The organism is Neobacillus niacini NBRC 15566 (genome assembly GCF_001591505.1).
GTDB classification, from domain to species: domain Bacteria; phylum Bacillota; class Bacilli; order Bacillales; family Cytobacillaceae; genus Neobacillus; species Neobacillus niacini.
Genome location: NZ_BCVA01000007.1, coordinates 134509 through 156256, shown reverse-complemented (window position 1 = coordinate 156256; position 21748 = coordinate 134509). Strand labels below are relative to the sequence as shown.

Annotated in this window: 21 protein-coding genes; 4 read left to right on the top strand and 17 right to left on the bottom strand. The window is 38.1% G+C overall.

Annotation, left to right across the window (positions count from 1 at the left end):
• Positions 1–12 precede the first annotated feature (12 nt).
• From BANA01_RS08940 to BANA01_RS08885, 11 genes are all read right to left on the bottom strand, one after another.
• On the bottom strand, positions 13–579 hold the full coding sequence (locus BANA01_RS08940) for a transposase (protein WP_063252730.1): 567 nt from the start codon (positions 577–579) through the stop codon (positions 13–15).
• 89 nt (positions 580–668) lie between these two features.
• Positions 669–1151, bottom strand: coding sequence for an AraC family transcriptional regulator (locus tag BANA01_RS08935; protein ID WP_063252728.1), 483 nt, complete (start codon positions 1149–1151; stop codon positions 669–671).
• A 678-nt stretch (positions 1152–1829) separates the two neighbouring features.
• Entirely contained in the window at positions 1830–4169 is a 2340-nt protein-coding gene (locus tag BANA01_RS08925; RefSeq protein WP_063252725.1) for a glycoside hydrolase family 2 protein, read from the bottom strand.
• A gap of 251 nt (positions 4170–4420) precedes the next feature.
• Positions 4421–5485, bottom strand: coding sequence for an AraC family transcriptional regulator (locus BANA01_RS08920; protein WP_063252723.1), 1065 nt, complete (start codon positions 5483–5485; stop codon positions 4421–4423).
• A 211-nt stretch (positions 5486–5696) separates the two neighbouring features.
• The gene (locus BANA01_RS08915) at positions 5697–6023 is read right to left on the bottom strand and encodes a hypothetical protein (RefSeq protein ID WP_063252721.1); all 327 of its coding nucleotides are present in this window, start codon (positions 6021–6023) and stop codon (positions 5697–5699) included.
• Positions 6024–6194: 171 nt separating this feature from the next.
• Positions 6195–6413, bottom strand: a complete 219-nt coding sequence (locus BANA01_RS08910; protein WP_326161085.1) for a 4-oxalocrotonate tautomerase — start codon at positions 6411–6413, stop codon at positions 6195–6197.
• Positions 6414–6428: 15 nt separating this feature from the next.
• Positions 6429–7217: a 2-keto-4-pentenoate hydratase gene (locus BANA01_RS08905; protein ID WP_063252717.1), complete on the bottom strand. Its 789-nt coding sequence runs from the start codon at positions 7215–7217 to the stop codon at positions 6429–6431.
• A gap of 51 nt (positions 7218–7268) precedes the next feature.
• Entirely contained in the window at positions 7269–8048 is a 780-nt protein-coding gene (locus tag BANA01_RS08900) for a 2-keto-4-pentenoate hydratase (RefSeq protein ID WP_063252708.1), read from the bottom strand.
• 116 nt (positions 8049–8164) lie between these two features.
• Entirely contained in the window at positions 8165–9151 is a 987-nt protein-coding gene (locus tag BANA01_RS08895) for a catechol 2,3-dioxygenase (RefSeq protein ID WP_063252706.1), read from the bottom strand.
• A 52-nt stretch (positions 9152–9203) separates the two neighbouring features.
• The gene (locus tag BANA01_RS08890) at positions 9204–10574 is read right to left on the bottom strand and encodes an MFS transporter (protein WP_063252704.1); all 1371 of its coding nucleotides are present in this window, start codon (positions 10572–10574) and stop codon (positions 9204–9206) included.
• A 142-nt stretch (positions 10575–10716) separates the two neighbouring features.
• On the bottom strand, positions 10717–11922 hold the full coding sequence (locus BANA01_RS08885) for an FAD-dependent monooxygenase (RefSeq protein ID WP_063252702.1): 1206 nt from the start codon (positions 11920–11922) through the stop codon (positions 10717–10719).
• A 637-nt stretch (positions 11923–12559) separates the two neighbouring features.
• Between BANA01_RS08885 and BANA01_RS08880 the strand changes: the two genes are divergently transcribed.
• The 4 genes from BANA01_RS08880 to BANA01_RS08865 all read left to right on the top strand — a co-directional run bounded on the left by BANA01_RS08880 (position 12560) and on the right by BANA01_RS08865 (position 16183).
• Positions 12560–13312, top strand: coding sequence for an IclR family transcriptional regulator (locus tag BANA01_RS08880; protein WP_063252700.1), 753 nt, complete (start codon positions 12560–12562; stop codon positions 13310–13312).
• Positions 13313–13836: 524 nt separating this feature from the next.
• Positions 13837–14613: an enhanced serine sensitivity protein SseB C-terminal domain-containing protein gene (locus tag BANA01_RS08875; RefSeq protein WP_063252698.1), complete on the top strand. Its 777-nt coding sequence runs from the start codon at positions 13837–13839 to the stop codon at positions 14611–14613.
• 25 nt (positions 14614–14638) lie between these two features.
• On the top strand, positions 14639–15928 hold the full coding sequence (locus tag BANA01_RS08870) for a TNT domain-containing protein (RefSeq protein ID WP_063252696.1): 1290 nt from the start codon (positions 14639–14641) through the stop codon (positions 15926–15928).
• Between the two features lie 12 nt (positions 15929–15940).
• Complete coding sequence (locus BANA01_RS08865; RefSeq protein WP_063252695.1) at positions 15941–16183, top strand: Imm59 family immunity protein; 243 nt, start codon at positions 15941–15943, stop codon at positions 16181–16183.
• A 219-nt stretch (positions 16184–16402) separates the two neighbouring features.
• Here BANA01_RS08865 and BANA01_RS08860 read toward each other — a convergent pair whose 3' ends face one another.
• The 6 genes from BANA01_RS08860 to BANA01_RS08835 all read right to left on the bottom strand — a co-directional run bounded on the left by BANA01_RS08860 (position 16403) and on the right by BANA01_RS08835 (position 21746).
• On the bottom strand, positions 16403–16729 hold the full coding sequence (locus BANA01_RS08860; protein ID WP_063252692.1) for a hypothetical protein: 327 nt from the start codon (positions 16727–16729) through the stop codon (positions 16403–16405).
• 393 nt (positions 16730–17122) lie between these two features.
• Positions 17123–17332, bottom strand: coding sequence for a hypothetical protein (locus BANA01_RS08855; RefSeq protein WP_063252690.1), 210 nt, complete (start codon positions 17330–17332; stop codon positions 17123–17125).
• 279 nt (positions 17333–17611) lie between these two features.
• The gene (locus tag BANA01_RS08850; protein ID WP_063252688.1) at positions 17612–18679 is read right to left on the bottom strand and encodes a YkvI family membrane protein; all 1068 of its coding nucleotides are present in this window, start codon (positions 18677–18679) and stop codon (positions 17612–17614) included.
• 15 nt (positions 18680–18694) lie between these two features.
• A complete protein-coding gene (gene menC / locus BANA01_RS08845) occupies positions 18695–19801 on the bottom strand; it encodes an o-succinylbenzoate synthase (RefSeq protein WP_063252686.1) in 1107 nt (368 codons plus the stop codon).
• On the bottom strand, positions 19798–20613 hold the full coding sequence (locus BANA01_RS08840; protein ID WP_063252684.1) for a GNAT family N-acetyltransferase: 816 nt from the start codon (positions 20611–20613) through the stop codon (positions 19798–19800). The genes menC and BANA01_RS08840 overlap by 4 nt, the downstream gene beginning before the upstream one ends.
• On the bottom strand, positions 20610–21746 hold the full coding sequence (locus BANA01_RS08835; protein ID WP_063252783.1) for an amidohydrolase: 1137 nt from the start codon (positions 21744–21746) through the stop codon (positions 20610–20612). The genes BANA01_RS08840 and BANA01_RS08835 overlap by 4 nt, the downstream gene beginning before the upstream one ends.
• Between the last annotated feature and the right edge of the window lie 2 nt (positions 21747–21748).

Sequence of the window (21748 nt, the reverse complement as noted above, 5' to 3'; positions counted from 1 at the left end):
GTAAAACATCTTTTAGTTTGAAGGTTTATTTGAGTTCGAATGATAACGCTGCTTGTGCTTTTCGAGATAGCCCTCCGGATCCATCTGAAAAGCTCGCAACTTTTTTAAGTATTCTACCTCTAAACGAAGAAGCTCGTTTTCTCTTTCTAACTTTTGTTCGTACGTCATTTCCTTTACTTCTGCCGGTTTTTTATTTTTTCCGTTCTTCGCTTTATTAGACATAGGTGGACGTCCTTTCGGTCTATCCAGGGCTTCAGTTCCCCCCTCCATAAAAGATTTCTTCCATGAACCAATAATAGGAGGGTTAGCTAACCCGAAATGAAGGGCCGTTTCCGTTTCTGAAGAACCTGTTCTTTTCATAAAGCTTAATACATCCAGCTTGAATTGAACAGAATAAGTTTCCTTGTGATTCTTCCTCTTTAATCCTTCCTTCCCAAATTTCTTATATACATCAATCCACCTTTTAACCTGTGAATGTGCCTTTACCCCATACTTTGTGGCTAAAAGCTTATGTCCTAAAGTACCCTCATTGTATTCTTTTACAACCATGAGCTTAAACTCTTCACTATATTTAGCCATAAAAAACACCCCAAAAGTCAGATTTCACTCTAACTTTTGGGGTGCAGTACAAACGTTGGTGACACTTTTGTTAGTTGAAGCCTAAGATTTCAAGATATTCTTTTTTTAATTGGTACAAATAAATCAACTTTACATTTACCTTCTGGATCTTCGGAAGGATTATTCATATTAAACTCTAGGTTAAATCTTTCATAATCTGCGTCATAATCACTATTTGGCAGCCATTTCCCAAACATAAATTGATAAGCAGACTTCAGCTTTTCAGGTGTATCATAATAGGAATACAATGCATATTGCCCACCATTCAACTTCTTGAATTTCATATCCTTATGTTTCTCTTTATCAAAACCCTCAGGAATTGTAACACAAGCATCGTGCCGGCAATCCTTGCTCTCAACCAATTCAGGATCATCTAATGATATTCCGATAAATGATTGCTGAGGAGGGTATAGTCCATTGCTAATTGCCCATTGAACCAGCTTTTCCCAGTGTTCTTGCGGTTCAAAATAACTCCCCGTCCGTCTAATAAACGCTACTTCAGTTTCAGGTAATTCCTTTATTAAGATATTCATTATTAAACACCTACCAGTAGGAAATTATTGGGTTACATAACATTTCGACACCTATTGTAAAAGTTCCTTCTTCAACTACTCCTGCATGGTAGTTCAAAACAAGCATAAAAATCTAGGATGCAGTAAAAAAGTATGACCGGCAGCATTTTTTGCTTGTATAGTAACACCAGACCAGTTTCTAATATGTATTTTTTCACCAAACTAAATGAATTTTAGAGTTCGTGCTAATTTAAACAATTTGATATTACGGAAAACAAACATTCAAAGTTCTCCACTGACACGTTATATGATAAACTTCAGTTAACAAAATATTCCAAATTAATAACATTGTCATAAACTAAAACATACAAAACGTAAGCTGGTTTAATCTTAAACCTATTTTTAGAGGGGTGGATTGAAAAATTGAGGTTGCTAATTGCCATTCCATTTATTCTTATCGGTTCTATTTTAACGGCAACAACAATTGAGGATATAAGCTACTTAGGCAATATAACTATTAAGATAATAGGGTTCGGAATTATAGCAATTGCGGCATCATTCGTTAGAAATAAGCAAGGACAAATAAACGACTTAAACAAATAACAGCTCTTTTGTATGCCTAATTAAAGTAAAAGCTGGCATGATAAATTCATCATACCAGCTTTTTTAAGATGTTAACGCTAATCAATTTCTAGAAGATTATTTAACAACCTTCCAAGTAGTAACAGTATCTGCTACATTCGTTCCATCTGCTTTCTTAGCTGACGCAATTACTACATTTCCACTTTCATTTAGTTCTACAGCGTCCCAAATAAATACACCTGGCTGCTGGATTCTTCCCGTACCGTAATCCTTACCGTTTACAGTTAAAGTCACTTCTTCCAGGTTTGAATAAACCTTTACAGGTGTGATACTTTCTTCCCTTTCAGAATATCTTCTGCTTGTGATATAGACAAATTTGTCTACTTTATTCCATTGGGCTTTATAGAAATAGAATGCATCCTTCTTAAGCTGACGATCATGTGATACGAGACCCTTGGTATTAATCCCTGGAGTTGTTGCCTCATTTTTACCGGCAACGCCAAAATCAAACATATTCCAGACATGAGTTGCCCATAACCAAGGACGTTCACTTATGATACTCCATGCACTTTCATGAAGATAATTTTGAAACTCTTCTGGCTGCCATGGACCACGAGAAGCTGCACTGTTCCAGTTATTGATAAAGGCTTCATCAATTACGTCATGTTGATAAGGGTTTGCTCCGCCACCATACTCTGAAATACCTAGTGGAACATTTGGATGCTTTTCGTGTAATGTGTCAAGATAGTCTGCTAAATCCCCAGCTTTATTATAATACCAACCAAAATAGGTATTAAAAGAAGCAACATCTATACTTCCACTTTCATTCCAAGCCAAATGTCTATCCAAAACTTCCTTGTACCCCTCAGGATCACGGGAATTATTCCCCTGAATAGCGTGAGTAGTCGGTCTGTTAGGATCTAATTCTTCTGCCTTCGTTGCCAAACGCTCAATCAATTGCGTTGCCGCAGCATACTGCTCTGCAAGACTTTCACTAGCGTTCCTGCTAGTATAGAAGCCGTTTCCTCCAAATTCGTTTTGAAGACCCCATGTTACAATGGATGGATGGTTATAGTTTTGTTTAATCATCTCAGTTAATTGCTTTTCGGCATTGTTTGAGAATTCTGCTGTTAGTGACATTGTGTTTACCAATGGCATTTCAGCCCAAACCACCAACCCCATTTCATCAGCCTTATTGTAAACATACTGTGAGTGCGGATAGTGTGCTACTCTCAGAGTGTTAGCACCAATTTCCTTAATTAGTTCAAAATCCTCAGCCCTGACCTCATTTGGTACTGCATTACCGTAACCTTTTCTGTCTTGGTGGATGTTAACACCATGGAGCGGGTAACTTTTTCCATTTAGGATGAATCCTTTATCAGGATCAACGGAGAAATAACGGAACCCTACTTTTTCATTTACCTGGTCAATTAACTCACCTTTTCTTGTTACCTTAACTTCAACTGTATATTGATAAGGATCCTTTGTTCCATTCCAAAGGTGTGGATTATTTACTTTCATTGTACCTTTAAAATCAAAGCTATCTCCTGAAACATCTGCAGATTTTAACTTTTTCCCATCAGCCTTTAATTCTGTTCTTGAACGGACCTTACCTTCTGCATCTTTAATTTCAGCTCTAACTTCTATAGAGTTGGATTTGCCTTCTACGTCACCACTGTTTACTTTAACTGGTACTGTAAGTGTTACTTGAGCATTTTCCTCGATAGATTTATCATTTGGAATGGTCACATATACACCGCTTGAGCCAAAATCTTCGACATCAATATGGGTTTTATCCATAACAAATAAATTTACACTTCTGTAAATACCACCAAAAAAGGTGAAATCTCCTTGAAGTGGTGCTGAATCTTTTACTTCATTGTTTATTCTTACGGCTAAAATATTTTTTTGTCCATAGCTTACATAGTCTGTAATATCAACCGTAAATGCAAGATAGCCACCTATGTTGGTATGTACAGACTTACCATTAACAAATACCTCTGCTTCTTTGTTTGCAGCTTCAAATTGTAAGAACAATTTTTTGCCTTTATAGGTTTCCGGAATATCTAGTTGCTTTCTGTACCATCCATCTCCTTCGTAATTTTTCGCGATTCCACTACCATCCTCTGCATTCCAAGTATGAGGAAGGCTTATCTTTTGCCAACTGCTATCATTAAAATTAATAGCACTGAAATTTTCCTCTACGCCTTGAGCACCCTTATAGAATGTCCAATCATTATCAATGTTTTCAACCATTCTACCTGAATTAACTACTGTGCTTTTTAGATTGCTTTTTTCCGCTTGCTCAGCGCTTACACCTGGTATAACAAGCGTAAATACCAGTAAGATTGTCAGCATAAATAGTGCCGACTTTTTAAAATTAATTTTGAATAACAACATCTCTCTCTCCCTTTCTATTTTTCTTTGTGAAACATTTTGTACTTTTAATTGAATCATCTCCTCCTGTTAGTAAAGTGCTTACTTATACCAATTTTACAAATTTTCTTAATAGTTAGTAATGTTAATTATTTAGGCACCTATATGTTTTATTAAGGTGTAGATTTTTTTAATAACTGAACATTTTATTTGTGCACAAAGATGCAAAAAACTCCCACCATTCGGCTGGAGTTTCTTTACTATGAGATTAATATTCTCTTGTTGTATGCGATTTTCGTAATATCTTTTAGCGCCGTTAAAACAAGACAAAATCAGTATTTTGCTTTTAAATTTCTATTATTTATTATACTTGTTTTGTATTGATTTGGAGTCATACTGTATGTTTTCTTAAAAACTTTATAAAAGTGACTATAGTTTGTATAACCTACTTCAAACACGATATTTTCAATTGTCATATCTGTATTTTCAAGTAAATTGCTGGCTTCTGACATTCGAACATCCGTCAGTAAATCCTTAAAATTTTTGCCAAATTCTCTTTTTACAAGACTGCTTAGATAACTTGGATGAAAATGAAAATGATCTGCCATTTCTGTAAGAGTGATTTCTTTATATCTATTTCTTATGTAAATTGAAATTTTTTCCTTTATCTTATGTTGTTCATGCTTGATAAGTTCTCCAGTATTACTAGTAATTTCTCTTGAAAGCTCTGTAAAAAGAATTAAGAGATAGCCGTTAATAGCCGCTGAAGATTTAATTTCTATTGAATAATATTCTAGTAGAAGATTCTCTAAAATCATCTTTATGACAGAATCGTTTTTTACATGGTGTATTAAAAAATTTTGTACCTTGCTCTTAGAATAAAGACTATTGATAATAAAATTGGAAATATAGTTATCATCGGACAATAAATGCATAAAAATACCATCAAAAAATTCCGGTGTCAAGATAATATTGACAACCATGTCAGAATCACTTAAAGGTAATGAACTATGTAAGACATTTTTGTCTAAAATACATAGATCCCCTTTATTCATCTCAATCTGTCTTCCGTTTATTTCTTGAATAAAACTGCCTTCTAACACATATACGATTTCGATGTATTCATGTTTATGTTTTAATATAGGTATGTATTTTGTCTTTCTTCTTATGGCAAACTTATTGGTTTTGAGTTCATTATTAGGATAGGATGTAATAATACCTTCCTCATCTTTATCCATAATAATTTTCCTGTTGTTATTGTCTAACTTATTTCCAAGAAAGTAAGGTTGTTGTTTAGGATTTTTCAGAACCTTTTCTGGATTCTGCATTAAATATTCTTCTATGCCCGTTCTTTTATCAATTATATCCAACAAATTCTTATATTCATTGAGTCTCATACAAATGCACTCCAATCTGACACGGGAATAAAAGCGGTTTTATTTTTTTTACATTCTACCATGTGTATAATAAAATAAATAGTCGTAACATTTTTACTTTTTATAAAGTAAACAGAAAAGTCCCATCCTAGTCGGATGGGCTTTCTATGCATTCAGTTAAACTATCTTTTAACCCTACTATTTTTTTTAGGCCACCTATCATCAAAATCCACTAATGACTATCTACATTTAGAATTCCCATTTCCCTAATATGTGCTCGGGTTTTTTCATCACCTAACTCATAAAGCATCGAATAGACCCAAAGTATGCGCTGGTCATATTCCTTATTTTGAGGCTGATGATGATATTCTAGATAAGGAATATGTGAACGAAAATAACTTTCCCAATCCGTTTCATCCATTCGATTAAAAAGTCGTTCAAGGACACTTACTTGAGATTCTGTCGCTTCAATTTTAAAATCCCACTCTCCCTCGTAAGGTCCTTTGAAAATTTCATAAGATTGAATATTGATATAGTAACTTTGTTTTTGTTCATCCATTCGATCATCTCCCATCTTTATGGATGTTTACCACAACTTTAAATGTATTAAACCATTTTTATACATCAAGTTACCTCTATGGTAAAAATAATATGAAAAAACCTACATCTCCTAATCAGATGTCGGTTAATCCATATTTTTTTCAACCTATCTTAATCTAGCTGTTTTTTGCTACTTTCTTTCAGACGCTGGTACTCCTGCGATTCCCCAATTGGTTTTTGGGAGTTCAGTTACTAATACTCGTACACTTTCTCGTGGGGCATCTAAGGTCTCCACAACGGTGTCTGTGATATTTTCAATAAGAGCTTTTATTTTTTCAGGCGGTCTGCCTTCGATTAGATTAACTTGGATTATCGGCAACGGTATTCCCCTTTCTAAATTTGATCTCACCCTAGTGTAACGTTTTTATTCTCCAACTGAGAAAGTAACCTCTCCTAAACCATCAAACTTACCGGAAACAAAATCTCCAATACTTAACATTACAGCACTTGTTAAGGCACCTGACAAAATAATGTCCCCTTTTTTTATTTTTTCTCCTTTTCTCGCAAGCATATTTGCTAGCACAGCAATGGCATTGGCAGGATGGCCTAAAACAGCTGCCCCAGCCCCCAGTTCTTTTATTTGACCATTAATGGATAGAGTTGCCCCTATTAATTCTAGTTCAAACTCACTTGGTTTTCTAAGTGCATTCCCAAAAACGACTCTAGATGTAGAGGCATTATCTGCAACCACATCCGCTAATGTAAAGTTAAAGTTTTCGTAACGGCTGTCAATGATCTCAAGAGCAGGTAATACATACTGTGTTTTAGCCAGAACCTGTGCTCCTGTAATCCCTGGCCCCTCAATATCTTCCCCAATGAGAAAGGCAATTTCTGCCTCCACTTTAGGATGGATTAAATCTGAGAAAGGTAATACTCCTCCATCATTAACCAGCATATAATCAAATACATAACCGTAAATGGGCTCCGATACGCCCATTTGATCCCATTTTGCTTTGCTTGTTAAACCCATTTTAGGTCCAATAATTCTGTGACCCTCGTCTACTTTTCTTTGTACAATCAATTCCTGTACCTGATAAGCTTCCTCAACCGTTAAATCAGGTTTCATTGTATTTGTTACCTTTACCACTTCACGTTTTTCAACTTCTGCTGCTACCAGGTAATCAGCAATATCTTTAAAAACTTCAACAGCCATCACTTTTTCCTCCTTAGAAATACCAGTCTTGCTCGGTCAAATGGTTCGTCATTATTTAAAGTTTACGCTCACTTGCCCTAAATGGGCAAATCTTGCGGTAAACGTATCCCCTGGTTTTGCCACTACCATACCTGAAAGTGCACCGGAAAGGATGACTTCACCTGCTTTAAGAGGGATATCATAATCAGCTAATCGGTTTGCTAACCATGCAACACATAAAGCAGGATTTCCGAGTGCGGCCGCTCCGACACCGGTGTTGACAACTTCACCATTTTGATACAGAGCCATGCCCATTAATTCAAGATTAATATCGGTAATTTTCGTAGGCTTGCCCCCTAATACATAAAATCCAGATGAAGCATTATCTGCAACGGTGTCTTGCAGCTTTATTTTCCAATCCTGTATTCGGCTATCTACAATTTCCAAAGCTGGAACCACATAATCGGTAGCTTGCAGTACATCAAGAACGGTTACATTCGGACCTTTTAAATCATGTTTCAAAATAAAGGCAATTTCACCTTCTACTTTTGGCTGAATCATGGTTTCGCATGAGATGTTACCTCCATTTTCAATCACCATCGTGTCTAATAGGTGTCCATAGTCCGGCTCATTAACACCTAACAGTTTTTGCACAGCCACAGAGGTTAAACCGATCTTTTTACCGACAATTTTTCTTCCTTCCTTTACCTTCTTTTTAATATTTTCCAATTGAATGTGATAAGCTTCATTAACCGTGATGTCCGGGTTGGTGGAAGTGATCGGATCTATGCCAACACGGGTAGCTTCAGCTTGCGCCAATTTAGCGGCAAAATGTTGAATTTTATTAGACACTTGAAACCTTCCTTTCTATTCAATAATTCCTTCTCAATTACAAATCTTGATAGAAACAGTGTAAGGACCCACCCCATTTTTATGGAATGGATCCTATTAGTAAAGTCTAAATCTTTTTATTTTGAAAATAAAGAAGATTTAACTGCTGGAGTGCCCTTTTTAAAGAATGATTCTGGTAAAGGTGAGCCAAAGAACATGATGGCTTTCTCTACTTCTTCTTTCGACCACGTTACTGGCTTCCAATCAGGATTAAAGATTAGGTATCCTGGGTCACCATAAAGTTCCACACGATTCCCGCCTGGTTCATAAACATAGAGACTCGTTGTTTGGCTAATTCCATGTTTAAATGGACCCGCTTCAATTTCTAACCCGTGTTCCGTTAATATTTCTGCTACCTCATATAAGTTTTGTGTGTTTCCATACAAGAAGGCAAAGTGATGAAGTCTTCCTAGTCCTTTTTCATCCGTACCATCATCTTCGGTAAACACCAACTCATTAACGGTATTCGTCACCCTTAGCCAGATCCCAAGATCCGTTCCATCCTCTTTCAAAATGTGTTCACTTAACTTAAAGCCAAGTTCATTCATAAATAAGTTTTTGTTACCGGCTACATCCTTAGACATCAACATGGCATGGTCTAAACGACGAACCGGATACCCTTTCGTTGGGCGTTTTTGTGGTCGATTTTTCAACACAGTTCTTTCACTTTCTGGTGCATGATATTCTTCTATCTCCCATAGAATTTCCATCCTATGGTTATCTGGTGTTACAAATTGATACGCTGGACCATGACCAAAATCACCATCAATCCATCCTATACCCGCGCCTGATTTTTCAAGAGCACGTACACGTCTGTCCAATGCGTTTTTGGAACTTGCTCGAAAACTCATATGCCCTAAACCCGGCTCATTTCTCTCGGTTATTTTAAGAGAATGTTGGTAGGAATCTTCATAAGCTCGGAGATAAACAGATTGCCCCACTCTTGCTGTTTCTGTCATTCCTAAGATTTCTTTAAAAAACCATACCGTTCCATCCGGATTCGGTGTATAGATTTCCATATGAGTTAACTCTGCTACATCAAATTTCAGTAATTCGCTTTCCATTTTTTATCCTCCATTCAAACTTACTTTAGTCTTTTGGATTGATCTGAATCTATTAATTTGTTGTCGTTGGTATATCTTTATTTGCTAAGCCTAAGCTATCTACTGATTTTCCCTTTGCCGTCGAACCGGAGATCGATAAGATCAAAATCGCCCCAATTAATCCTGTAAGCGCAAACAATCCAAAGTGCCAGAATGTCCCTAAAGACATAGAAACTAACAGCCCCACTGCAATCGGACCGACAATCCCACCGAATCTTCCGATACCCAGGGACCAACCGAGGGCAGTCGTACGAACAGTAGCAGGATAATAAACGCCAACATAAGCATTAATTAAATATTGTGTCCCAATGGAGCCCATTCCTGCTGCAGCAATAAGTAAATAGGTTACTAGTGTAGAAGAAGGATTAAAGCTTAATAATAGGAATGCTGTAAAAGCAACGACAAAGGAGAGTGTACACGAAATTTTATGACCCAACCGATCAGATAGTGTAGCTCCCAGAAAACTACCAATAACCGTTCCTACATTCAGGACCAGTAAGAACGATAAAGCAGAACCGATTGAATATCCACTTTTCATCATAATCGTAGGCAGCCATGTTCCTAAGCCGAAAACGAGAAAGAGTCCACAAAATGAAGCAAGCCAGAATAATAGAGTAGATTTACGTTGTCCTTTTGATAGCAATGAACCAATAGAATTCATTTCCTTTCCATTTTTCATGCTATTTTCTTCCTTTTGTTCCTTTTCTACTTCTTCCATCGGAATTTCAAATCGCTCCGCAATCCTTACTGCCTCTTTTTTCTTGCCTTTTGCTAGTAGGAACGCTAAAGATTCAGGAAGAAAACGAATCGCTAATGGAACAACGAGTAACAATGGAATAGCCCCTACCCAAAACATTGCACGCCATCCCATAGTAGGAATTAATGACATGCCTAAAAGGGCTGCTAGGACTCCACCTAATTGGTACCCGCTATACATGATAATCGTAGTAAAAGCGCGTCTTTTCGCTGGAGCATATTCAAGGGTTAATATCGTTACGACGGGCATTACCGTTCCTAATCCGATGCCTGTAAGTAAACGGCTTAGTCCGAAAATTTCTGGGGTAGGTGCAAGAGCGGAACCTATCATGAAGACCGCGCATATCGTTGCACCAATAATCAAAACTTTTTTACGACCAAATTTATCCGCAAGCATCCCTGCCACGATCGCTCCAACTAACATACCTATCACTACATAACTGCCATACCGTCCTGCTTGGGTAGGTGTGATATCCCATTGTTGATATTGTAGTAAGGAAGGAACGATGGTCCCATAAACCAACAGGTCGTACCCTTCAAAAATCATAAATAACCAGGATAATAAAACAACAAGTTTTGTTCCGGAATTAAGCGACGTTTTTTTTGTATTTTCCACACTAGCCTCCATTATGAATCCCCCTTATTTTAGATACCTTTCTCCTAACCGTGTAGGAATTCCTGCCGCTCCCTCTTCCTGCCAAGAAATACCAGAGTATCTTTCACTTGAATGAAAAGTTACCCAATATCCCTCTTCGGAGTTACGATGAGATTCAAAAATTATTCACTACGTCTTTTTGAAGATCATATCCATTCAACCATTCATGCATATTAAATAGACTCTTATACTGGTTAAAAATATCGTCACCAGGAATACTTGAAACCTCTGTGCTAATGTATGGTGGATCAATAAATTGCCAAATGGTTCTCGCCATAAACTGAACCGTTGATGCTCGAGGTTTACGCAACCCTTCATAGCGGGCAAAGATTTCGGATATATCCGTTCCCTGATTTAAGTTTTTCAAATTACCTGCCAGTACTTCTGCATCTTCAATGGCCTGTGCTGCTCCTTGCCCTAAGAATGGTAATAGCAGATGCGCTGCGTCACCAAGTAAGGTAACTCTATTTTTGCTCCAGCGCTCTAGTGGATCCATATCGTATAATGGCCAGAGTTTTGTTTCTTGAGCTGCTCCAATCATGGCTTGAATATTTTCTTCCCAGCCAGCAAATTCCGAAAGAAAATCTTCTACGCTTGCATCAATAGGCCCAGCGTGCTCCCATTGTCTGCGGGGAACAGCGCCCACGATATTCAATAATTTTCCGCCAGATACTGGATAACGCATAAAGAAATGCCGTGATCCTAACCATGCGGTCCGGTTTGGAACACGCTCAGAAGGAGGAACTTCATCAATTGGAACAAGACTTCTATACATAGCCGCCCAGAAACGCATCTTTGGAGGTGTATCAACCACAGCATTTCTAACAACGGAACGTCCGCCATCCGCACCAATTAATACGTCAGCTTCAACTTTGACACCGTTTTCAAAAGTGATTACCACACCGTCATCATCTTGTTCTACGTTTGCGCAGCCATGATTAACCGTGATAGCGTCTTCGGATACTTTGCTTTTTATCAGACTGTGCAGTTCTCCACGATGGATGACTACATGTGGAGCTCCAAAATCCTTCTTAAACGGTTCGCTGTACAGGACTCGACCATCAATGCCATTTCGAAATTCCCATACTTCTTTAAGCGGGACCGCTACCTCCATAAGCTCTTCTTCCGTAATCCCTAATCGTAACAGCACTCTGATCGCATTCGAATCTAAATTAATACCAGCTCCAATTTCTTTCAATTCGGCGGCTCTCTCGTATACATGCACATCAATCCCAAACTTCTGCAAAAATGCAGCAGCAGTCAAACCTCCTAGTCCAGCTCCTATAATCACAACTTGATGACGTTTACTGATTCCAACCATAAAGTGTACTTCCTTTCTATATTTAATTTCGTTATAACAAAATGAAGGCATTTCTCTATCACTTGATCATTTCATAATGGTGTTGTCCGTCTCTTCTTTCCCCCCTCAAATATTTATTTGTGAAACCACCTTTTGTTCATTTGAAACTACATTTAAATTCCATTCTTGCATTTTTGTTAAACAATGGTTTACACTGTTCAACAAACGTTTACAATGTGATTATATTATAAACCAAAACAGGCCGTCAATATATTTCGATTTTTCAGACTATTATTTTTTATAAATCGCTCACTGTTATGATTTATTGTTTTGTTGATTTTCGTGTAGGTAGGAGAATTCATAAGCGGAGAATTTCCTGCTAATGTTAATAGAGGAAGCCAAACAAGCAGATATAAACGGAGAAATTCCGCATAGCAGCTCTAAATAGGACAAAATCCAAAGGTTTGGACCCTATAGACGGAAAAACTCCCCTAATAATTAATAAATCATAGCTATTTACCAATTTAGCCGGAATTTCTCCGTTTATTTCAAATCAACATCCAGTGATAACAGAGCCTAAAAATGAAATCTATTTAAAAAATATAAGCGTTCTCTGATAAAATAATATTAATTATAGTTTTGGAAATGAGGATTAAACATGGAACAGGAAAAAAAGGGGATTCAATCCATTGAACTTGGTTTTTCTATACTTAAAGAGGTTTCACGCGCAGATAAACCATTAACGATAACTGAAATATCAAAATTAAGTAATATGCCGAAAGGTCAGCTGTATAGGTATCTTATTAGCTTATGTAAGGTTGGAGCCCTTGAAAAAGACTCGGACCTGCGATATTCATTGGGGAAAGAAATGGTGACCATGGGTGTATTCGCCATGCAAAAAACAGATATTACCTCAAAAGCCTTTCCTTATATAAAAAAACTAAATGAGCGATTAAACGAAACAGTAGCTATGGCTATCTGGGTTGAAGATGAGGGGCCATTAATTGTTGAATGGGAAGAAAGTAAAAAGCCTATTAATTTAAACATAAGACCTGGTACTTTAGTTGAATTAACAACCACGGCTGCAGGACGAGTATTTGCAACCTACTTGCCAGAGGAAAAGACAGGAACGATCATTCAGAAGGAGCTTGAAAAGAAACTGATCGAACAAGCTAAATTGGAATCAATCCTAGCATTTGTGAAAAAGGAAAATTATGCTTACACTTCCGAGTACCTATCAGGAATTTCCGCCATTGCAGCTCCTGTGTTTGATTATAGTAGAGAGTTAATTGCTGTCCTTTACATTGTTGGGCTAACAGAAGCACTGGATATTTCAAAGGAATCAACAGCCGTAAGAGAACTTATCAAAACAGCTCGGGAATTATCAGAGCAATTGGGGTACTCCGGATAATATAATTAGTACATTTACAAAATCTGAGATCAGTCCTATTCTTCTAACTAACATATTAGTAAAAAACTTGTAGGCCACAATAATTTTTTTCAGTTACCTATTGATTTATGCACCTAAAAAATTAAAACCTTGTCATGATTTGTATGACAAGGTTTCTTGTTAAACAATGATTCAACATTTGTAAGTGTCTATTTGTAGAAAGACCATGGAAGACTATGGAGCAGTTATGAATGTAGTTGAGGAGTTCCAATGGGAGGATTAATGATTTTTAAGTTTATAAATTTCTCTTGAATGCTCCGAAATCATTTGACCAGGATATCCAGCATCCCTAATATGAGGTGAAAATAATGACATCTGCCACTACTTTTGCAAAAGCTAGAAAATGCATGTAAATCAGCCCTTCGTGACGTACGAACCGTCACCATGGTCACTGTACGCTATCACTAGTACTATATTACCTTTTTTCACCCTCTATCTTATTGTATACTATTACTTTATTTACCATATCAAACAGGAGAGCGAATATGAAGAAAATCAAGAAAAACGTTGTTGATCCTTTTGATGAAGTTCTTTTGGCAGCTACTAAGGATCCGATGAAGCGATATCATTTTTATAAGGCCTTTTTAGAATTGGAGTTAGTGGTGCTAGGAAATGTTACAAGTGATCAAGGCGAGCCTGTCCTGAACTTAAAGTACATAGAAGTGAAAAATGAGATGGTTCTCCCTGTTTATTCAAGCTGGCAAAAATTCGATTCTATTTTTCAATCAAACTATACATATGTAAAAATCAAGACTAGAGAGCTTTTACAATCGGTGGAATCACATACTGCTTGGGTGTTAAATCCAGGATTCGACTTAAGTAAGAAAATCATTCCTGAGGAGCTTGAAACATTACGCGACGGCAGAATTTTTGATTACTTTTTTAATCAATTAACGCCTGCCCTAAAAGAGCAGCTCTTAGCTGAACAGATAGTAGATATACCCAAGACAGTAGTAGAATCGATATCTGAATGCCTTCGAACCTACCCTTCTATAAGCAGGGCCTATCTTACAAATATTTATAATCCTATGACCGGAGAGCGTCCTTTTTCTTTCATTGGACTGGAAGTAGATGAACATGTAAACGAAACATCTGCAGGACTGCTCGCAAAAATTTTTCAATCTGTTAACCAAATTGCACCTGCACGAATTGAACTTGCGATACTGGATCAAAGCCTTCCACTCACTCAATCAATCGTCAGTCATATCGCCCCCTTCTATGAGCGAACGTCTGTAGATGATTTACATTCCATGTTTCACTAACTTATAGAAAGGAAGGGTTTCTACCTTGTCAAAGATTGATATTAAAGTAAGCAATGTTCAATCCACCAATACAGGATTGAAGACAATTTCCGCTGATTTGTCTGATTCTAAGGACCGGTTATCTTCATTGCGCAGCACCATTGATTCTAAAATAACCCAACAGCAGAACATCGGCTTACGTTTGAACCAAAGTGTTACATCTTTACAAGACCTGGAAAGTCGAATCAATGCATTGTATCATTTTATTGATGACTCCATGGATCGATATGTGAAGGCTGATCATAAAGCAAGTACGCTTACATTTTCTGAAAAGAAGAAATCCATCTGGGATCATATTACAGATGGTTGGGATTTAATCGCTGACGTTTCAAAAGGATTTGTTACAGGTGTGGTAGATGCAGTAGTCGCGACGGTGGAAGGTCTTTGGAATGTGATTACCCACCCAATTGAAACCTTTAATGGACTTGTCTATGTCGTTCAGCACCCTGTTGAAACCGCCAAATCTATATGGGAATGGATTAAAAATTCATGGAATAATGATGTTGTCAATGGAGATGCCGGAAGCAGGTCCAATTGGTTTGGGCGCGCTTTTGGAGAAGTTGCCCTTGCCGTTGTCGGTACAAAAGGCGTCGATAAGGCGGTAAAATTAACGAAGGGCGTAAAGGTAGTGGAAGAAGCTGGCGGGGTTAGAGTGGTTGAGGGTATCGATGCCATTATGAAAAAAACAACCTGTTCCCCAACCGATTTGAATCATTATTTGCAAAAGATAGATAAAGATCTAGCCGGAAAATATGCAGAAACCGGACAATGGCCTGAACATATTCAGGTGCCGAAAGACCCTAGCGTATTAAATCCTGACGGCTCTATCAACTGGGATGAGGTTCCAAAGGGCGGCTACGTACTTGATGAAAATGGAAATGCAATCAAAGAAACTCATATTCCGGATCAAGGAGAAGTTGTTGACCGATACGGACCTGCAAATGGCCGATATACTTCACCCGTTATAGATGGGAAACCGTATAATTATGATCAGCGGTCCTTGCCCTATGTCGAGGATCCTTCAAAATATCATCAGTATAAAATAACGGGAGATTTCAATAACATTGAATCTTATGTTAATCAGACGCCAGATACTGTCCTTAGGGAAAAAGTAACCACACTCATGGATGCGTATGATCTAACTTATGATGATTTAAAAATTCAAAAAGGTGATATTGCTCCAGGGTTTGGTTCAACCGGCGGCGGGATTCAGTATGAAATGCCCTTACCAGTAGATTTATTGGAAGGTTTAGGGTTAATAGAAAAAATAAAATAAGGTGTGATTACGTTGACAAGAGAGAATGCTTTAGAAATCATCCAAAATGAGAAATTACAGAATTTCAATTGGTTCGATGACCATACCATTAAATCCAATGAAGTTGGCATTAGCAAAAAAGCAGATAAATGGAAAGTCTATACTTCAGACGAGCGGGCAAATCCGATCTCAGAGAAAGAATTCCAAACTGAAGGTGAAGCATTAGAAAATTTTATTAAACGATTAAGAGCGTTGAATAAATTTCAAAATCTCTAGGGATGAAAGTAATTAATTTATAAGGACTAACCTCGATTGGTTAGTCCTTTACCTTTTCCAACCCTGTTCTTCCTTTTACTATCATTTATTTAGACAAAAGTCGGCCCCGTTCTCTGATTCTGGGAAAAAGGGGTTAGTCCGCCATTTATTAAAACTTTTATGTTATACACTATCTTTCTCTAATGCCTCATCATATCGCCCACATATCATCAAAATCCGCTAATGACTATCTACATTTAGAATTCCCATTTTTCTAATATGTGCACGGGTTTTTTCATCACCTAAGTAAAAAAGCATTCTATAGATTAATAGTATTCGTTGGTCATATTCCCTATTTTGAGGCTGATGATGATATTCAAGATAGGGAATGTGGGATCGGAAATAACTTTCCCAATCTGTTTCATCATTTCGATCAAAAAGTCGTTCAAGGACACTTACTTGAGATTCTGTCGCTTCAATTTTAAAATCCCACTCTCCCTCATTAGGTCCTCTGAAAATTTCATTCGATTGAATATTAATATAGTAACTTTGTTTTTGTCCATTCATTCGACCATCTCCTATCTTTATGGATGTTTACCACAACTATCAATTTTTTAAACATCCTTGTCATACTTTCAGGTATAACCCCAATACGGCGTGGTGGAAAAGCAATTTTATGAATATCTGTAGGAATCTAAGACACAGAAATTCGAAACTGTTTCTTCTTACAGTAAGTAATCCGAACTATATAATGTTCCAAGCCACAAAAAAATAGGACCTCCCAAAGAAGTCCTAATCTGTTAATATTTCTTTGACCCTTTTATATCATTGTCTTCTTGCATTATTACATAATTCGATCTAAATCTAATTTATTCTTGGAAGTTGTTTAAGAGAAATACAGTTCAATATGAACTGAGCTATTCTCTGTATTTATTCATTGGTACCGAATTTGCTATACAGTTAGCGTGAAGCTTTTGGCGGTTCGCATACGTCGCATTTACGTTGATTGTTATTTTTGAATTTCGTAAATGTTTTTTCAAAGTTGCTGCCACACGAACATTTAAATTGTAATTTTTGAGAAAAACCTTGATATTCCGTCGTTAGCAACTTACTTTCCGAGTTGTTCTCAACAAATTCTTTAATTTTACCAATCGTCCATCGCTTATTCATTCCCAGACACCTCCATATTTTATCCTAGCGGAGGCTTTTTTTGGCTCCCGACAATTCCGAGTAACAGTCATCATTACCCTAGGTTCTACATTATAACATGAGCTGATAAAGAATTATACAAATGGAATAACAGATTCATCTTTTATATCGGTGCTTCCACTGCAGGGTTATGGTTTTGCCATTTTTAAAATAAGTAAAGCTACTTTATTAAGTCAGCAACAAATATAAATGAAAAATACTTGGTCTCTATAAAAAGAGAACCAAGCATTTTAAAAATGTTTACGCAGCAATCGCTGATTTTTGTCCTTTACCTTTTCGTGCCCATGCGATCACAATCGCGATAATTAAGGCGAATCCTAAGTAGCCCATCGTTGAATAAACTTTCCCAACCAATGTGGTGAATCCTACAAGACTAGCGCCGAAACCAAGTAAGCCGGTAACAACAACCGCTGGTTTAAATGATTTACTTTCTGGTTTAATGAAACGAACCGTAAAGGAATAGAACATTCCAACCGCTGTGTTGTACATCATGCCAAGAAGGGCAATTGCCATCAACACGCCGACTGCTGGGTGAATCTGGTTAGCCAGTTCAAGTGTCGGCATCGCCACACCACTTACAACATCAATTTTCACAAACATTGCAATATGAATTAACACAATTAAAGCACCTAGCATGACGCCGCCAACAATTCCACCCATGCCTGCTACTTTCCGGTCTTTAATGGTTCCACCCATCACAATTAATAAAGCTGCACCCGCTGCAATATTATACGAAACATAAAGAAGTGCACCTACAAACCAATTGGATGCTCCTGAGGCTTGTTCTTTTGCCAAAGCATCGGCTTCAGCGAAGGATAGATCCATGGTAAAAATAGAATAAATTAAAATGACAAAGATAATCGTCATTAAATACGGTGTCACCATAGCAATTAGATTGATAATATTTTTAACATTTAACAATAACGTTAAGATGGTGGCGGCTACCATGATGATGCTTCCGATCATTGGACTAATGCCGAACATCTGCTCAAATGTCGAACCTGATCCAGCGAACATAACAACTGCTACACCAAATAAGAAGAACGTAATAAGGATGTCAAAAATGAATCCAATATAACGCCCGCCTAAATAATAAATAACACCTTTATGCGAGGCAGTTTGTAAATCTGCCCCCAGCTGTGCCAGCGTGTAACCTAAAAACACGAAGAATAAAGTAGCAATCACGCCGCCTACTGTTCCCCAAATGCCAAAGCTTGTAAAATACTGCATGATTTCTTGTCCAGAAGCAAAGCCGGCTCCAACAATCAGTCCGACGAAAGCTCCACCGATTTGTAAACTTTTCTTCACCCGAATTCCCCACCCTTATTTGTAATTTTTCTTCGCGACTGTAAATGATTCCACTGCTTCTCGGTCGACTTCATACCCAATTCCTGCTGTTTGCGGTACTTCAATATAACCGTTTGCTGCTACGACTTCAGGCAGGATAATATCTTTTTCCCAATAACGGTTTGAGCTTGCTGTGTCTCCAGGTAAAATAAAGTTTGATAATGTGGTTAATGCAACATTATGAGCTCGGCCAATCCCTGATTCAAGCATGCCGCCGCACCATACAGGAATGCCGTTTGCTTCACAGTAATCATGGATTTTTTTTGCCTCTGTTAAACCGCCGACCCGACCGATTTTAATATTAATGATTTTTGTACTGCCAAGCTCGACTGCTTTACGCGCGTCCTCTACAGAGTGAATACTCTCGTCCAAGCAAATCGGGGTATTGAGCATTTTTTGTAAATGTGAATGATCGATGATGTCATCCGATGCTAAAGGCTGTTCAATCATGGTTAGATCAAATTCATCCAATTCTTTTAAAAGCTCTGCATCTTCTAAGCGATAGGCTGAGTTTGCATCGGCCATAATCGCCACGTTCGGGAAGTTTTCACGTAATGTACGCATTACCTCTACATCCCAGCCTGGCTTGATTTTCACTTTAATACGTTTGTAACCTTCCTTCACATACTCATCCACGAGTGCGACTAAGTCTTCAATCGATTTTTGAATACCGATACTGATACCGACTTCAATTTTGTCTTTTTTTCCGCCAAGAGCTGAAGCGAGCGATTGATTGGTTTGCTGTGCATAAATATCCCAAACGGCCCCCTCAATCGTTGATTTTGCCATATTATTTTTTCGGATTGGGGCAAATAGTTCGCTTACTTCATCGGGATGATTTATTTCTTTATTTAAAAGTAATGGAATTAAAAAATCCTCCAGCATATGCCAGTTTGTTTGTAAGGTTTCTTCGTTATACCATGGGGAGTGGAATGCTACGGATTCACCCCAGCCAATGGTGCCGTCTTGATCTTTTGCTTCCAATAGTAAAAAGTCTTTATTGGTAAATGTACCAAAGCTTGTTGTGAATGGTGCTTTTAATTTCATTTGTAAATGACGGATCGTAATGTCGGTAATTTTCATAGTGGTTCTCCTCCAAGTGCTAAAGTTTCTTTTTTGACAAAAATGTATTCATTATAGGTTTCAGATGGCTGTAAACGAACTGCTGCGTAACCTGCTTTAAATAAGCGCTTGAATAATGTACGCGTCTGCAAACGCCAGTCCATGGCTAATTCTTGACTAGCCGATTTTAATGCTTGAAAATCTTTCGGTATCGCTAATGAATAAGCGGCTTGTGTTAGTTCTTGTTCCTTACCTGCTACGAATACCGGTAAGTTTTCTTCATTAAATATCAACGTATTTAAGGCAGCTGCCTCTTCAATGGTTGGTTCATGGTTTTCCACTACATAAGGACTGGTTAAATGCCAGTGCAGTTCAAAGCGGTCTGATGGCAATCCTTGATTGAAGCCGTCCTGCATTTCTCCATAGCAATTCTCAACGTATGTATCACATATGCCATTCAGTTTGGATAAGTTTAAGTAACCATTTCTTGTTTCAAGCGGATCATACGTCCAATGCATTCTTTCATAGCCCTTCGCAATGGCAATATCACGTTGCGTATGTTTCAATTTTTCCCCAATGCCTTGCGAACGGTATGCTTCGTCAATCCCAAGCATATGGGAGCATAAATAGCATTTGCCATTATGGAATCCGGCAAATCCATAACTGAAGCCAATTAATTGTTCCCCATCATAAGCACCCACCATAATGCCTCCGTTTTTTACTGCCGTTAACGTTTGGTGTGTAGGAATCGTTTCGGTGCCCCATACTTTAAACTCAAGCTCTTGAATTTGTTCCATTTCTTGGATTGTTTTTAATTCTCTAATTTCAATCATTGAGATTCGCTTCTTTCTACTTGTTGTAACGCCAGCACTAATGCTCTTGTGATAATTTCAGCACCAATAGGAAGGCGTTGTCTGTTAAAGGTCATCTGTGGATGATGAAGTCCTGGTGTGACACCGCAGCCTAGTCCAAGCATCGTTGTTTGCAGATTTGGTTTTGAATAGGTATAAAAGTGGAAGTCTTCTCCTCCGGGTGTTACCACTTCCGGTGCGAGGTTTTCTTCCCCTGCCACGTCAATAATCGCTTGCTTCATAATGGACTTTGCTCTGTCATCTACTTGAGCTGCTGCAATATGCGCATCTACCTGGTAATCAATCGTTGCGCCATACATAGTACTGACCGCTGCCACTACTTTTTCAAATCCCACGGTTAAAGCTTCCATGGTTTCATTATTTTGTGCACGAGCATCTATACAAAATGATGCGGAGCCTGGAATAATATTTGCTGAAGTTCCGCCCGCTTGAAGCCGCGTCATTTTAATCGAGGCTGACTGTGTCGGGCTAATCCAAAGACGTTTGATTCCGTCAACTAAAGCCGCTGCTACTTCGATCGCGTTGACACCTTGCTCAGGTCGTGCCCCGTGAGCTTCAACCCCTGTAATCATTCCTGAAAAAAGCTTTGCTGCTCCGTGATGTAAGGCCGGCGCGTACGTCCCGTCCTGCAATTCAATCAGTGGTCGAACATGCGTACCGAATAAAAATTGCAGTGAATCAACCACTCCTTGCTCGACAAGTGCCTTCGCTCCTTGGGCCTTTTCCTCTGCAGGCTGGAATAGGATGCGAATTGCTCCGGGTAAAGTTGGTGCCAGCTCTTTTAGTAAAAAGATGGTACCGAGTGCCATCGTCATATGTCCATCATGTCCACAGGAATGATTCGCACGGAACTGACCGTCTACTTCCTGCCACAGTGCGTCGATATCGGTTCGGAAGCCTACTTTAGGTGTTCCTTTCCCAATATCTACGTATAACCCAGTCATGTTTTCAAAGGTATGAGGTTCAAGACCTTCTTCCTTGAGGAGGTTTGCGATATACGCAGTGGTTTCCACCTCGCTCCAGCTGACTTCAGGATTCTCATGCAAATACTCGAAAATTGACTGTAAACGTACTGCTAATTGTTGATCTGTCATCA